The sequence below is a fragment of the Streptomyces sp. NPDC093109 genome, from assembly GCF_040701725.1.
Classification (GTDB): Bacteria; Actinomycetota; Actinomycetes; order Streptomycetales; family Streptomycetaceae; genus Streptomyces.
Genome location: NZ_JBFBEZ010000009.1, coordinates 86,384 through 100,122 on the forward strand (window position 1 = coordinate 86,384; position 13,739 = coordinate 100,122).

General features: G+C 70.0%; 14 protein-coding genes and 1 pseudogene. 4 read left to right on the forward strand and 11 right to left on the reverse strand.

The window, feature by feature from the left end; genetic code table 11:
* Positions 1-32: 32 nt before the first annotated feature.
* Together AB0389_RS11755 and AB0389_RS11760 are read right to left on the reverse strand one after the other, a co-directional pair.
* Positions 33-521: a DUF456 domain-containing protein gene (locus AB0389_RS11755; protein ID WP_366395275.1), complete on the reverse strand. Its 489-nt coding sequence runs from the start codon at positions 519-521 to the stop codon at positions 33-35.
* A gap of 23 nt (positions 522-544) precedes the next feature.
* Positions 545-1,618 carry a helix-turn-helix domain-containing protein gene (locus AB0389_RS11760; RefSeq protein WP_366395180.1) on the reverse strand — a complete coding sequence of 358 codons (1,074 nt, stop codon included), beginning with the start codon at positions 1,616-1,618 and terminating at the stop codon, positions 545-547.
* A 361-nt stretch (positions 1,619-1,979) separates the two neighbouring features.
* Here AB0389_RS11760 and AB0389_RS11765 point away from each other — a divergent pair, with 361 nt between their 5' ends.
* From AB0389_RS11765 to AB0389_RS11775, 3 genes and pseudogenes are all read left to right on the forward strand, one after another.
* The gene (locus AB0389_RS11765; protein ID WP_366395181.1) at positions 1,980-3,140 is read left to right on the forward strand and encodes a protein phosphatase 2C domain-containing protein; all 1,161 of its coding nucleotides are present in this window, start codon (positions 1,980-1,982) and stop codon (positions 3,138-3,140) included.
* Between the two features lie 94 nt (positions 3,141-3,234).
* A pseudogene (locus tag AB0389_RS11770) lies at positions 3,235-3,804 on the forward strand (thiamine pyrophosphate-dependent enzyme); the annotation flags it as partial.
* Between the two features lie 162 nt (positions 3,805-3,966).
* The gene (locus AB0389_RS11775) at positions 3,967-4,350 is read left to right on the forward strand and encodes an ATP-binding protein (protein ID WP_366395276.1); all 384 of its coding nucleotides are present in this window, start codon (positions 3,967-3,969) and stop codon (positions 4,348-4,350) included.
* 169 nt (positions 4,351-4,519) lie between these two features.
* On the opposite strand, the gene AB0389_RS11780 is transcribed toward AB0389_RS11775, so the two are convergent.
* Positions 4,520-5,572: a DUF2637 domain-containing protein gene (locus tag AB0389_RS11780; RefSeq protein WP_366395182.1), complete on the reverse strand. Its 1,053-nt coding sequence runs from the start codon at positions 5,570-5,572 to the stop codon at positions 4,520-4,522.
* 210 nt (positions 5,573-5,782) lie between these two features.
* On the reverse strand, positions 5,783-6,631 hold the full coding sequence (locus AB0389_RS11785) for a (2Fe-2S)-binding protein (RefSeq protein ID WP_366395183.1): 849 nt from the start codon (positions 6,629-6,631) through the stop codon (positions 5,783-5,785).
* Between the two features lie 272 nt (positions 6,632-6,903).
* On the opposite strand from AB0389_RS11785, the gene AB0389_RS11790 reads away from it, so the two are divergent.
* On the forward strand, positions 6,904-7,647 hold the full coding sequence (locus tag AB0389_RS11790) for a GntR family transcriptional regulator (protein WP_366395277.1): 744 nt from the start codon (positions 6,904-6,906) through the stop codon (positions 7,645-7,647).
* A gap of 175 nt (positions 7,648-7,822) precedes the next feature.
* Here AB0389_RS11790 and AB0389_RS11795 read toward each other — a convergent pair whose 3' ends face one another.
* The 7 genes from AB0389_RS11795 to AB0389_RS11825 form a co-directional block, all read right to left on the reverse strand.
* Entirely contained in the window at positions 7,823-8,230 is a 408-nt protein-coding gene (locus AB0389_RS11795) for an enoyl-CoA hydratase-related protein (protein ID WP_366395184.1), read from the reverse strand.
* A 73-nt stretch (positions 8,231-8,303) separates the two neighbouring features.
* Complete coding sequence (locus AB0389_RS11800) at positions 8,304-9,557, reverse strand: cytochrome P450 (protein WP_366395185.1); 1,254 nt, start codon at positions 9,555-9,557, stop codon at positions 8,304-8,306.
* 99 nt (positions 9,558-9,656) lie between these two features.
* Positions 9,657-11,024, reverse strand: a complete 1,368-nt coding sequence (locus tag AB0389_RS11805; protein ID WP_366395186.1) for a cytochrome P450 — start codon at positions 11,022-11,024, stop codon at positions 9,657-9,659.
* A gap of 11 nt (positions 11,025-11,035) precedes the next feature.
* Positions 11,036-11,626, reverse strand: a complete 591-nt coding sequence (locus AB0389_RS11810) for an ATP/GTP-binding protein (RefSeq protein ID WP_366395187.1) — start codon at positions 11,624-11,626, stop codon at positions 11,036-11,038.
* Positions 11,601-11,981 carry a DUF742 domain-containing protein gene (locus AB0389_RS11815; protein WP_366395188.1) on the reverse strand — a complete coding sequence of 127 codons (381 nt, stop codon included), beginning with the start codon at positions 11,979-11,981 and terminating at the stop codon, positions 11,601-11,603. Before AB0389_RS11815 ends, AB0389_RS11810 begins: the two co-directional genes overlap by 26 nt.
* Positions 11,978-12,388: a roadblock/LC7 domain-containing protein gene (locus AB0389_RS11820; protein WP_366395189.1), complete on the reverse strand. Its 411-nt coding sequence runs from the start codon at positions 12,386-12,388 to the stop codon at positions 11,978-11,980. The genes AB0389_RS11815 and AB0389_RS11820 overlap by 4 nt, the downstream gene beginning before the upstream one ends.
* Positions 12,385-13,533 carry an ATP-binding protein gene (locus tag AB0389_RS11825; RefSeq protein WP_366395190.1) on the reverse strand — a complete coding sequence of 383 codons (1,149 nt, stop codon included), beginning with the start codon at positions 13,531-13,533 and terminating at the stop codon, positions 12,385-12,387. Before AB0389_RS11825 ends, AB0389_RS11820 begins: the two co-directional genes overlap by 4 nt.
* Positions 13,534-13,739: the final 206 nt, after the last annotated feature.

Genomic DNA, 13,739 nt, shown 5'->3' on the forward strand with positions numbered 1-13,739 from the left:
CCCGCATCGGCCGCGCGTACCGGTCCGCGGTCCTACGACCCGGCCCAGATCACCGTGCCCAGCCACGCGCCCACCACCAGAAGGCACGCGAACAGCTCCACCAGCAGCGAGTAGCCCGCCGCCCGCATGACCGTGCGGGTCGACGCCCAGCCGTCCCGGTGGCTGCCCAGCCGGATCCGCTCCGCGCCGTAGATCCCCCCGACGAACCCCAGGATCCCGCCCGCCACCGGCACCACGAAGAAGCCGGCGATGGCCGTCACCCCGCCCACCACCAGCGTGCGGTGCGGGGCGCCGGTCCTGCGGGTCCTGCGCCCGGGGAGCAGCGGGCGCAGCGCCTGGTTGAGCAGCAGCAGGGCGGTCGCGCCGATCAGCACGCCCCAGGCGGGTCGGCTGGTGTCGGTCAGCGCCCACCAGAGCACCGCGGCCCAGACGATCGCCTGTCCCGGCACCCCCGGGACCAGCACGCCGAGCAGACCGAGCAGCATGACCAGGCCGACCAGCACGAGCTGCCACACGTCCATGCGCCAACTGTGCAGGATTGCGGTCATTTACGCAGGTCGCGCGCCACCCACTGCTTTTCGTACGCGTACCAGCCCAGCTGGAGCCGGGTGGTCACCCCGCTCAGCTCCATGAGCCCGCGCACCCGGCGCTGTACGGTCCGCAGCCCCAGGTCGAGCTGTTTGGCGACGCGGGCGTCCGTCATCCCGGCGAGCAGCAGCGAGAGGATCTCCAGATCGGTGGCGTCGGGGCCGGGGAGACGCCCCTCGGTCACATTGCCGCCGATACCGCCGACGGCCTCGGCACCGCCGTCCCCTCCGCCCCCTCCGTCAGGACGCTCCGTGCTCCCGCCGTGGTCCGTGCGCAGCCGCAGGGGCAGCGCCTCGCGCCAGACCGCCTCGAAGAGCCCCATCAGCGACTCCAGCAGCCCGCTGGCGTGCACGACCAGCGCGGCCGGCTCGGCGCCAGGGCCGGTCAGCGGGACCATCGCCAGGGAGCGGTCCGCGATCACCAGCTTCGTCGGCACCCGCTCGGTGACGCGTACCTGTTCGTCACGGCCGAGGGCCGCCGACAGCTCGCTGAGCGCGGCGGGCAGCGCGAGCACCTCGCGCTCGATCACCACCCGGTACGCGACCCCGCGCGCCGCCGCCCGCTCCTCCGCCTCGTTGTCCAGGCCGGTCACCGCGACTGGCTGCCCCGTGACCAGGGCGCAGACCTCCTCGGTGGCGCCCAGCTGGAGCTGGCGGAAGCGGTGGGCCACCGCGCTCGCGCCGGTCACCACCTCGATCAGATCGTGCACGGCCGGCTCGGTGGCCTCCGCCCGGTACTCCTCGGCGAGCACCACCGCCGCCAGTTCGGCCTGCTCCAGCTCGTGGCGGTGCTGGGTGAGCAGCGCCCCGAGGGCGACCGCGGGCGGCGCCGCGACCCACCGGCCCGTACGGGACGAGGACTGGGCGGCCAGCCCGTGCCGTTCCAGCTTGCGCAGCGCGTGTTCGGTGTCCGGCTCCGGGAGGGCGAGCCGGTGTGCCAGATCCGCGACCTCCGCGGCGCCGATCGCCACCAGCGCGCGATACGCGGACTCCTGTCTCTCGTCGAGACCTATCGCTCCCAGCCCCAGCACCCCTGCGACCCCTCCCTGTACGCCCTGCGCGGCCGATCCGGACGCGATGATTCCACAGGAGTCCGTGGCGGATACCGGCCACGGCGTAAACCCGCCGCCCCCATCATCCCTGTACGGCCCGGCAGTCATGCGAAGGTGGCGCCATCACAGCAGCGACAGACCGTGGTCATATGCCCTTCGGGTATTCGTGACCAGGCTCTGCCCGGCAGCGATGACGCACCCGGCCTCGTGCCGCCGCGTCCGCGCCGGCTGAACCTGTGACGGTTCGCCGGGCGTCCTTCCCGTGGGGGGTGGGGTCGCCCGGCGGACTCTTTTCCGCGATGTCCGGTCCCGCGACGCCCGCCCGGCCGACAATGGGGGCATGAACCAGCAGGGGCAGCGGCCCACCGGCGACGACTGGTGGAACCGGCTGTACGAAGAGTCCTTACCGGAGCCCGGATCCCCACCGGAGGCCGAGCCTCCACCGGACGCCGGCGCGACCGGGCGGGCGGACGCGCGCCGTACCCATATCGGCGACCGGCCGCCCACCTACGGCCCCGAGCCGACCGCGCTGCCCGCCGCCGACGCCGACCTGATCCACGAGATCGTCCCCGACACGGTCCTCGACGGCGCCTCCTACGGCGCGTACACCCTGCGGGCGATGTCCGTACGGGGCGACTCCGCGCGCCACCGCGGCGACCCCCGGCGCGACGCGCTGCTCACCGCGCGCTTCGGGACCGGGACCGGCGCCCTCGTCCTCGTCTCCGTCGCCACTGGCTCCCGCGCCGCCGCCGGGAGCGCCCACCGGGCGGCGGCGGACGCCTGCCAGTGGATCGCCGCCGCCGTCGGACGCAGCCACGGCCGGCTCTCCGACGACATAAGGGCCGGCCGCAGGGGCGACCTCAAGTCCGGGCTGCACCGGCTCACCGACCGCACCTTCGGCATGCTGCGCGCCCGCGCCGCGGAACGGGGAGTGGAGCCGGGGGAGTACACCACGAGCCTGCGCTGTCTGCTGCTCTCCGCCGACCCCGAGTGCCGGACCCGGGTCTTCTTCGGGATCGGCGACGGCGGCCTCTTCCGGCTCAGGGACGGCGCCTGGCAGGACCTGGAACCGCTCCTCCCGGCCCCCGCCGCCGGCGCCACCGGCGGGCCGGTCGTCGGCTACGGCTCGCCGCCGCGCAAGCCGCAGGACACCGTGGCGTCCGCGGCGCCTACCACGTCCGCCGCCTCCGCCCCGGGCGACCGGCTCACCGTGGACCTGGACATCGCACAGCTCCAGGCCCCGTACATCGAGGGCCCGCTGCCGCCCCCGCCCGACCCGTTCCGCTTCCGCGCCTCGGTGGCCAGGCCCGGCGACACACTGCTGCTGTGCGGCCCCGGGCTCGCGGACCCGATGCGCGGCGTGCCGGCCCTGACCGAGGAGCTGGCCGGCCGCTGGGCGTCCCCGGAGCCGCCGGGGCTGGGCGAGTTCCTCGCGGACGCGGGCCTCCGTGTGAAGGGGTACGCGGACGACCGTACGGCCGTCGGCGTCTGGGAGGCGTAACCCGTCCGGCAGGCGTAACCGCGTGTGCGCGCCCCGGCCCGCCGTGGCTTGATGGGAGCCGGGACGGGCTCCGGCCGCGGCGGGTGGGTCCCGGTCCCGTTACCTCACGCCGAACGGACGGCGCCGCGTCATCGGTTCGTTCAGCCACGGCTCGATGGCCAACGCGCTTCCGCAGGCCATCGGCGCGCAGTTCACCGACCTCGACCGCCAGGTCGTCTCGCTGTCCGGTGACGGCGGACTCGCCATGCTGATGGGGGACTTGCTCACGCTCGTCCAGTACGACCTGCCGGTCAAGGTGATCGTCTTCAACAACTCCGCGCTGGGCATGGTCGAGCTGGAGATGATGGTGGCGGGGCTGCCCGCGTACGGGACGGACAACCACCCCACCGACTTCGCGGCCATCGCCCGCGCCGCCGGGGCGTACGGCGTACGGGTCGAGAAGCCGCGGCAGCTGGCCGGCGCGCTGAAGGACGCCTTCCGGCACCGGGGGCCCGCCGTGGTGGATGTGGTCACCGACCGGAACGCGCTCTCCATCCCGCCCCGGATCAGCGCGGACATGGTGACCGGCTTCGCCCTCTCCGCGAGCAAAATGGTCCTGGACGGCGGGGTGGGCCGGATGGCGCGCATGGCCCGCGCCAACCTGCGGAACGTGCCCCGTCCCTGACGCTCCCAAGGTTCCCGCCCGGGGCGGTGTGACGGCCCGCTCACCCAGAGATGCCGCATGCCATGAGTGGTCCCATACGGGAGGGGAATGCATCTCTTGAACACGGTGGCGCCACCGGCGCGGCCGGCCACGAACGGCCGGGGGGACAGAGTGACACGAGGGATTCGACGCAGAGTCGGGGGCGCCGATCTGGCGGCCGTCCCCGAAGTACGGCACGCGCTCCGGGAGATGCTGGGGCACTGGCGGGAGCGGGACTCCGCGGAGGTGGCCGAACTGCTCATCAGCGAGCTGGTCACCAACGCGCTCGTCCACACGGAGACCGGAGCGGTCGTCACGGCGACGGTGGCGGACACCCGGCTGCGGGTGGAGGTAAGGGACTTCCTCGCGGTGCTGCCCCGGCCACCGTTACCCGGCAGGCCGGTCCCCGACGACGCCACGCACGGCAGGGGTCTGGCGCTGGTACGGAGCCTGGCGGACGACTGGGGGATACGGTCCAGGCCCGTCGGCAAGGTGATCTGGTTCGAACTGAACGGAGCGGCGGCATGAGGATGAACGCGCACGTCAGTGGGTACGGGTAGGGCATGAGCCCGGTGAAGGACGAACGAACCGGTGTGACGGTCGCCCGCCACACCGGTCGGTGTGTTCCCTACGCTCGTGTTGCTGATGGTTCCGGTGCTGCTTGTACGGGTACTGCTCGTGCTGCTGTTTCTCGGCCTCAGCCGAACTGCTGCTCCATCTCCTTGAGCTTGCGCTCCAGGGAGTCGAGCCGCGGCAGAGCCTGGGTGTCGTCCTCGGCGGTGAGATCGACGGTGCGGGTCTCAGTGCCTTGCACGGGCTGGAGGGAGAGCCGAGATCGCTGGGGCAGCTGTCCCGGCTCGGGTATAGCAGGCTCCGCGGCGGCCTCGACGGCCGGCTGGGAGCCCGAACCTCCATTCATGGCAGGAGGAAGAGCTACCTGACGGCCTCCGCGGCCCCAGGCCCGGTGCTGCCGGTTGAGCGCCTTGATCTGAGCGCGCTCCATCTTCTCCTGCTCGCGCAGGGTGCGCCGGTTCTGCTCCTTCTGCCGCCGGTCGTCGCGGACTTCGTCGACCGCTTCGTCCAGCGTGCGGACGCCCTCGAGGAGCATCAGCGACCAGGCGGCGAAGGTCTCACGGGGAGCCCGAAGCCACCGGACGATCCGGATCTGCGGCAGCGGGCGGGGGACGAGCCCCTGCTCGCGCAGCGCCGCGACCCGGGTCTGCTTCAGCGCGCGGTCGAAGAGCACCGCGGCCGAGAGGGACATGCCGGCGAAGAAGTGCGGAGCACCGTCGTGGCCCAGACCCCTGGGCGCGTGCACCCAGTTGAACCAGGCGGCGGCACCCGCGAACGTCCACACGAGCAGACGCGAACCGAGGGCCGCGTCGCCGTGGCTCGCCTCGCGGACCGCGAGGACGGAGCAGAACATGGCCGCGCCGTCGAGGCCGAACGGGACGAGGTACTCCCAGCCGTCCGAGAGGCCGAGGTTCTCCTGGCCGAAGCCGACCAGGCCGTGGAAGGAGAGCGCGGCCGCCACGGCGGCACAGCAGAACAGCAGGGCGTAGGAGGCGATGCCGTAGATCGCTTCCTTCCGTCTGCGGCGCTCCTCACTGCGTTCCCAGGAGTCCTCAACGGCCGAGGACTTCTGACTTGCGCGCTTGCCGCGCGCGAGCAGAGCCACCGCCACCAGGATTCCGACGATCAGCACGACGCCGGGAAGCAGCCAGTTCAGCGATATGTCGGTCAGTCGCATGCGGTGTTCCTTGCATCGCAGTAGGGCGTTTGGGACGCCATTTTGGCGGAAGTGCGGTGCCCGTCAGGTGCTTTCGGGACAAGAGAACACCAACGAGGCGGTGCGGCACACAAATATGCACGATCGGCTAGCGCTACCGTTCGGCAGGTGGCTGTCATGTTCGATTAATATCACCCCGGCGGGTGGCGTGGGATCCGTGGTGACGCGTGGTCAGGAGCGCGTGCTGAGCTTGCGAACCCGGTCGTCGTCGCAGGTACGCGGACAGGTGACGCAGGTGTCCTCGGGACGCAGGGTATAGAAGAGACAGCAGCTGGCTCGGTCACGGGTCGGCAAAGATTCGCCGTCGGGTCCCGTCAGCTCGCGGAAACCGGCCGTCCCCACATACGGCTTGGTGGTGCCGGGCAGCAGCAGCTCCAGCTCCGCCATCGCGCGCCGCTCCTCGCCGAGGAGATGGGCGATGTACCAGAGCCCCTCGACGATCTCGTCGGTCGCCATGCCCCACAGCGCCCGCCGGCCGCGCCGCATACGCGGGGCGAACCCGTCCAGGATCGGTTCGAGGTGTTCGGCCACGGCCGTACGCACCTCGGCCCGCAGGGCCTCCTCGTCCGCCACGACCCGGGCCTCCGGCAGCGCCGCCGCGGGGTCGTCGGGCAGACAGGCGAACGTGCCGGGCCGTACGGTCATCCGGCCCAGCGCGCGCTGGAACGAGACGCCCTCGACCGGCACCCGCGGCACCCGGCGGAGCAGGAACCACGGCATGGTGATCAGCAGACAGGCCGGCCAGGCATAGCGGTGCAGCGCGAAGCTGGCGATCACATCGGGGCGCCCCTGCTGCCCGTAGTCCCGGCGCACCTGCTCCTCGTCCCAGCCGAGGAACGTGTCGAGGGCGGGCCCCCCGGACGCGAGATCGGCGGCGCCCACCCAGCCACTGCCGAAGGGGGCGCGCTCACCCTCGGTGAGCACATCGACGCTCAACGACGGGAAGACCTCGGTCAGCCGGGCGTACGCGTCCGACACCGGAGAGGTCCGGAGGCCGGTCAGCACTGTGGGGACGGTCATGCAGGGGACCACCGAATCGGGATCGTTTGCAGGTAAGCCTTACCTTACCGGATGTGATCGAGGTTTGAACTGCGGCCCCGTCGGCCTATCGTGCACGTGAGGCAGCAGGCCCGCCCGACGCGGCGCCGACCGGACGGCGGAGGAGGACCCGAGTGGAGCAGGGCGCAGCGTACGACGCCGCCGTGCCGCGGGGGCCCGCCGACGGCGCGTGCCCGGCCGTACGGTACGGCCCGGCGCCCGGCGCGGAGGGCCCCGTACCACCGGCCGACCGGGTGCCGGAGCAGCGTCCCGGCACCGGTCCGGCGCCGGAACGGGCGCGCGGGGAGCACACGCACAGTGAGCCCGCCGGGCCCCCGGCGACGGGCGCGGCAGGGCCGTTCGGGGGACACGCCTCCGTACGCCGTCACTCCGTGCGCGGGCAGATCCTCGACGCGCTGCGCGACGCGCTCGTCGGCGGCGATCTGGTGCCCGGCGAGATCTACTCGGCCCCCGCGCTCGGTGAGCGCTTCGGCGTCTCGGCCACCCCCGTACGGGAGGCGATGCAGCAACTGGCGCTGGAGGGCGCCGTACAGGTCGTGCCGAACCGGGGCTTCCGGGTCACCGAGCGCGGCGCCGGTGAACTCGCCGAGCTGGCGGAGGTGCGGGCCCTGATCGAGGTGCCGGTGATGCTGCGGCTCGCCCGCACCGTCACGGCCGAACAGTGGTCCGCGCTGCGGCCGTTGGCCCGGGCCACGGGCGTCGCCGCCGCGGTGGGGGACCGGGCCGCGTACGCGGACAGCGACCGCGCGTTCCACCGGGCGGTGCTCGCGCTCGCCGGCAACGGGCAGCTGGTCGCGATCGCCGAGGACCTGCACCGCAGGTCCCAGTGGCCGCTGACGGGCGCGCCCGCGCCGCGCCAGGCCGATCTGGTGGCGGACGCGGCGGAGCACTCGGCGCTGCTGGACGCGCTGATCGCCCAGGATCTGACGGCGGTGCAGTGCCTGGTACGGGAGCACTTCACGGGTGCGGCGGGCTGAGGAGCCGCTGTGACCCGGCCCCCGTCGGCGACGGTGCGGACGGGGGCGGGCACGTGGCGGGCGCGGGTTCAGCGGGTCCGGGCCGCCCGAGCTTCCTGGTCCGCGATGGCGGAGGTCGTCAGCTCGGCGTCGAACAGGGGGGCGTCGGCCATGCGGTGGGCTCCGGCGTAGGCGTTCAGCATGGCCTTCGTGGTGCGCAGGGCCGAGAGAGGGCGGTTGAGCAGCGGTTCGATCCAGCGGTCGATGGTTGCGTCGAGCTGGTCCTCCGGTACGACTCTGTACAGAAAGGCCGGCTCGGTGGCTTTGGCGGCGTCGAACTCCTCGGCGGTGAGGAGCAGTTCCCGGCTGCGGGCCGCCCCGTCTCGTATTCGGCCATGCCTCCGCCGCGGCAGAAGTCGGCGCCCTCTCCGGAGAGGACCAGTACGCGCGGGGTGGGGTGGTCGTCCAGCGTGCCGAGGACGGCGAGGAGTTCGTCGAGGAGTGGCCCGGATACCGCACTTCCGGTCTCCGGCCTGTTCAGCCGGACTTTCACCACCGCATCGTCGTACTCGACGTGCAGGGTTTTCAGATCATCGATCATCATTCGCTTGATTCCTGACGGACGCTTCTGGAGGCGGGTGACGTAGAAACGATTCGTCACAACGGTCGGACTCGGTTCAGGCCGCCGTCACCATAAGATGGTTGAGCCGGCGGAACGAGACCCGGGGCTCCCAGGAGGGCAGTTCGCTCAGCCGCAGCCGGGGTATCCGCTTGAGCATCGAGGTGAGCAGCAGCTCCCCCTCCAACCGGGCCAGTGGCGCACCGAGGCAGTAGTGAATTCCGCCGCCGAAGCCGAAATGGGACGGCCTGCGGCGGACGTCGAAGTTCTCGGGGCCGGTGTACTGCCGCGGATCGTGCTGGGCGGCCCCGACCATCAACTGCACCATCTCACCCTCGCGTACAGGGGTGTCCCCCAGCGTGGTGTCGTGCGGTGCCAGCCGGCTGATCGAGTGGATCGCCGGGTCGTACCGCAGAGTCTCGTCGACCACGTGCGGTACGTATTCGGGGTGGGCGCGCAGCAGGTCCGCCTGCTCGGGGTGGTGCGCCAGCAGCCGGACCATGCTGGACAGCAGATGCTCCGTGGTCTCCAGCCCGGCGACGATCACGAAGACCGCCATGGAGTGGGCCTCCGCGTCGGCCTTCTCCCGGTCCGGTTCCAGGGTGTCCCAGGCCGCTATCCACTGGGAGACCGGGTCGTCCCCCGGGGCCTCGCGACGCTCCCGTATCACCTCGGTGAAGTACTCCTGGAGGCCGAGGGCCGCCGCGTCCGCCCGTGCCAATTGGCTGGGAGACGGGAAGAACTCCTGGCTGAGGGTCTGATCGTTGGTCAGGGAGCGCAGCAGTGAATAATCGGAGGCGGGCAGCCCCAGCCATTGCCCGATCGACATGACGGGCAACTGGTTGGCGACCACAGAATTGAAATCGGCCGCACCTTCGAGCAGATTCCTCTCGAATTGGTCGAGAACGCTCTCGATATTCCTTGCGATCGACTCTTTCAATTCCGCCAGTGTCCGCCGGCCGAACATCTTCCCCGCCGAACGCCGCACTCGCGTATGGAGCGGCGGATTGAGCATGGGAAGTGATTTCGCTGTCTGGAGCGAGGCCGGCGTGTTCCAGCGGGCGGAGTTGTGCTGGCTGGTCCGCCACTGCGTATCCGGCACTCTCCACTTTCTGCTCCTCATGACCTCGTCGCACAGCGCGTACGAGGTGATGAGGTGTCCGCCCCAGGGGGAGGGGATGACATCGCCGAGATTTCTCATTTCGGCATAGAGTGGCAGCGGGTTGGACTGGCCTTTCCTGGTGCGCAGTCGAGAGAAAAGAGAGGTCACAGTGCGGCGGTCGACGGCTGGGATGGTCAGGGTGGGTTCCACGAGAATCTTTCTCTCAGGGGATTACGGAGTGTCCAACCCTGACTACCCCTCGGGCTCAACGCCCATGCGGCTCCGGCCGTTACCGTGGTGTTGCAGATGTCACCCCTTCCACCAGGAGAGGAATCCGCTCCAGAAAGTCCCCTTTGGAGGGCGGCGCTGCTGTTCGGTCGTCGAGGATGTCGGCGCGGAACGGGCATCGGCGGGGAATTGTGTATTCACCGGATTTACCCTTCTTGCCGGGGTGAACCGAGCGGGAAGCGCGGTGAGCGCGCGGTGCAGCGGCCCCTGCCGCCACGTCAGGGACTCGACCGGAACGCTCAGCTCGACGTCCGGCAGCCTGTTGAGGAGCTTCTCGATCGTCAGGACGGAGATCAGCATCGCGAGATCCTTGGCGGGGCACGCGTGCGGGCCCGCGCCCCAGGCCAGATGGGCGCGCTTGCTGAGTGTCTGACGGCTCGTGGAGAGACTCGGATCGCTGTTGGCGGCCGCGAAGCTGATGAGCACGGGCTCTCCGGCGTTCAGCTTCGTCCCCGAGAGATCCACGTCGTACAGCGGATAGTGGCCGGCCCAGTTGGCGATGGGCGGGTTGTTCCAGAGCACATCGTTGATGGCGTCCTCGACCAGCAGGCTCGCGCCGTGCTGGCCGCCGGAGTACCTCTCGTCGGAGAGCAGGAGCCGCAGCGCGTTGCCGATGAGGTTCTGGGTGGGCTCGGCGCCGCCTCCGATCAGGGTCATGATCTCGGATATCAGCTCCTCGTCCGTCAGCCGGCTCGGATGCTGCATCAGCCAGGACGTGATGTCCTCGCCGGGCTGGGCACGCTTCAGAGCGATCAGCTCCATCAGCGTCTCCACCAGCGACTCCATGGCCTTGTCCGTCTCGATGCCGTCCATGAGGCAGGAGATGCTGTAGACCAGCTGGTCGCCCACGTCCGGGGGGCAGCCGAAGAGTTCGTTGAAGACCAGCGGCGGCACCAGCTGGGCGTAATCGGCGATCAGGTCCACTCTGCCCCGGCCGCTGACCTGGTTGATGAGGTAGTCCGCCACCCGGTCGACATGCCGGCTCACCCGGTGCGTGTCGATCCTGGCGAACGTCTCCGTCACCGCCTGACGGTGACGCATGTGCTCGGCGCCGTCCGAGTAGAGCGCGTTCGGCCGGTAGAGCATCATGGGGAGGATCGCGCTGTCCAGGGGGATTTCGCCCGCGTTGAACGCGCGCCAGTGCCGCGAGTCACGGACGAACGTCTCCGGGTTCTGCAGGACGTGCAGCGCCGCCGCGTAGTCCGTGACGAGCGAGGCCTCCACACCGGGAGACAGCTCGACCGGCCCGGCGGGGCCCGACTGCCGCAGGTACTCGTAGTAGGCGTTCGGGTCCGCGGCGAATTCGGGACCGTACAGCGGGGCGCCCCTGCCGCTGCCGTGCGCCGGGCAGCCCGGTGGCGGGGAGGGGAATTCCGATGGGGATGACATGGGCCGTGCTCCTAGGTGAGACGTGACTGGAGGTAGCGGACGAGAGTGATGAGCGCGTTCGCCGAGGAACGCTGGTCACGCGCGTCACAGTTCACGAGCGGTGTCTCGGGGAGCAGGTCGAGCGCCTCCCGGATCTCGTCGTCCGCGTGATTCGGCCGGTCGTCGAATCGGTTCACCGCGATGGCGTACGGAATGCCGTAGTGCTCGACCAGGTCCATGACGGGGAAGGACTCTTCGAGCCGCTCCGGGTCCACCAGCACCAGCGCCCCGAGCGCGCCCCGGGACATGTCCTCCCAGACCTGTACGAAGCGCTGCTGCCCCGGCGTGCCGAAGAGATAGAGGACCAGCTGCTCGCTGAGCGTGAGCCGGCCGAAGTCCATCGCCACCGTCGTCGTGGTCTTGCCGGGCGTGCCCTTGAGGTCGTCGATTCCCTCGCCCGCCTGCGTCATGACCTCTTCGGTGCGCAGCGGAGGGATCTCCGACATCGTCCCGATGAAGGTGGTCTTTCCGACGGCGAAATGCCCGACCACCAGGATCTTCGCCGCGGTCTGCACCGATTCGCGCAGATAGACACCATCATCCAAAGCGGGCTTGAAGGCCATGCAGCACCTCCTCCAATATGTTCCGTTCGACAAGCTTCGCGGCAGGGATCGGGGCCCGCGTGATGAGGTACCCGCCCTGGGTGAGATCGGACAGCAGGATCTTGACGACGCCCACCGGGAACTGGGTGTGCCCGGCGATTTCGGCGACCGAGAGATGGCCCCCGGCGCACAGTTCGAGAAGACTGCGCTTCTCCGGGTCGAGATGCTGGGTCGGCGGCGAGTTGTGCGCTGTGGTCACCAGGGTGATCAGCGAGAACTCGTCGTCGTCCAGCAGGCTGCGCCCGTTCGTGATGACATACGCCGGGACTAAGGGCGTGGTGGCCTGTTCCTGATCCGGTTCATCCGGTGTTGTCATGCCTTGGTGTCAGCAATCTCGCGAGGGGGGGCGGTCAGGGCTTTGCCGAGCTGGCCGACGAGCTGCTGCATACGGAACGTGATCTCGGCCATGTCGACCTCGGGTGTCGCGGAGACCGCGAGATAGGCGCCTTCGCCGGCGGAGATGAGGAACACCCAGCCGTGATCGAATTCGACGAGGGTCTGGCGCCACTGCCGGTGGTGGTTGCCCGGCACGCCGCAGAAGTCCACCACCGTGCGGCTCAGCGACTGTATTCCGCTCATCGCGGCGGCGACGGTATCGGCCTGGTCCTTGCCGACATCCTTGGACCTGGCCATGAGGAGACCGTCCGCGGAGACCAGGATCGCGTGCTGCGCCTCGGGCACTTCCAGAGCACTGTCAAGCATCCATGACAGGTCGTAATTCACTGCGTCTCATGCCCTTCGCTGCTTGCGTTGTGGGAACGACGGCCCGACTGGGTCCCGCGCTGGAACGCGCCCATGACAGAGGCGGCTTGTTCGCTGGAGCGGACCGGGGTGTCCGTCGTGTCGGCGGTCGGGACGATGGAAATCGCCCCTCTGCGCCGGCGTTTCGGGAGGCCGCCGAACGTGGTTGAGGGAGCCACCGGGTTCTCCTCGGGCGGCATCGGGGAGGACGCTGCCACCGTGGGGAACTCCTTGGGTGTGGGTTTGGGCTCGGGCTCGGGCGCCGGCATGGCCGTGAGGAGATCCTCCGGGAGCAGCACGACCGCTCGCACACCGCCGTACGGCGAGGTGGAGTCCACGGACACGGTGAAGCCGTACCTGGCGGCCAGGACACCGATCACGGTGAACCCGAACTGCGGCGGGTTGCCCAGCCCCGAGACACCGGGGGAGCGCTCGCTCGACAGGAGCTTCGCGGCCCGGCTCTTCTCCTCCTCGTTCATGCCGACACCGGCGTCGTCGACGATGATGCAGACACCCTTGGGCACGGGCCGGATATTGATCTCGATCATCGTCTCCGGCGCGGAGTAACTCGTCGCGTTGTCCAGCAGCTCGGCGAGCGTGAGCGCGACCGGCTCGACGGCCCGGCTGACAATGGCGAAGTTGCTCTGGGCCCGGATCTCGACCCGTGTGAAGTGACGGATACGGCCCTTGGCGCTCCGGACCACGTCGTAGAGCGACGCGGCGGCGCGCTGCCGGCCGAGCCAGCCGTCGCAGAGTACGGCGATCGACTGGGCGCGCCGTGCGAACTGCGAATTCATGTGGTCGATGTCGAGGAGGTCCTGGAGAATCTGGAGTTCTCCGTACTTGTCCTGCAACTTCGTGATGGCCAGCTGCTGTTCGCTGGCGAGACCCTGAAGCGTACGCATGGCGGACTTCAGAGCGGTTTTCGTCGCTTCCTCGGCCCGGTCCTTGGCCTCTTCCACGGCCTCGGCGTAGTGGTTCTCGAGGTTGGTGTAATGAGCCTTGAGTTCTTCCTTCTCTTTCCGTAGCTCGGCGATGGATTTTCGGCCGCGCACTATCGCGGCCGCGGCGACAGGAGTACCAGCGATCAGACCCCAAAGCGCTGGATCCTGGAGATATTGCGTCATAAGGCTCTCTTCGGGCGACTGGGCCGCCGGGTGCTGAATGTCTGGCGGACGTGGGTGAGCGCGTCCGAAGGTGCAGACATCTCGCGGCCGCAGATGTGTGGGATCGGCCGCGCATACTCACCCGGCCGGACAGCCTGTAATGGCCCGGCTGATGGCATAGTTCTCCCCCGGGGTGGCGGATTTCTGGGCCGATGCGCTGACTTTCC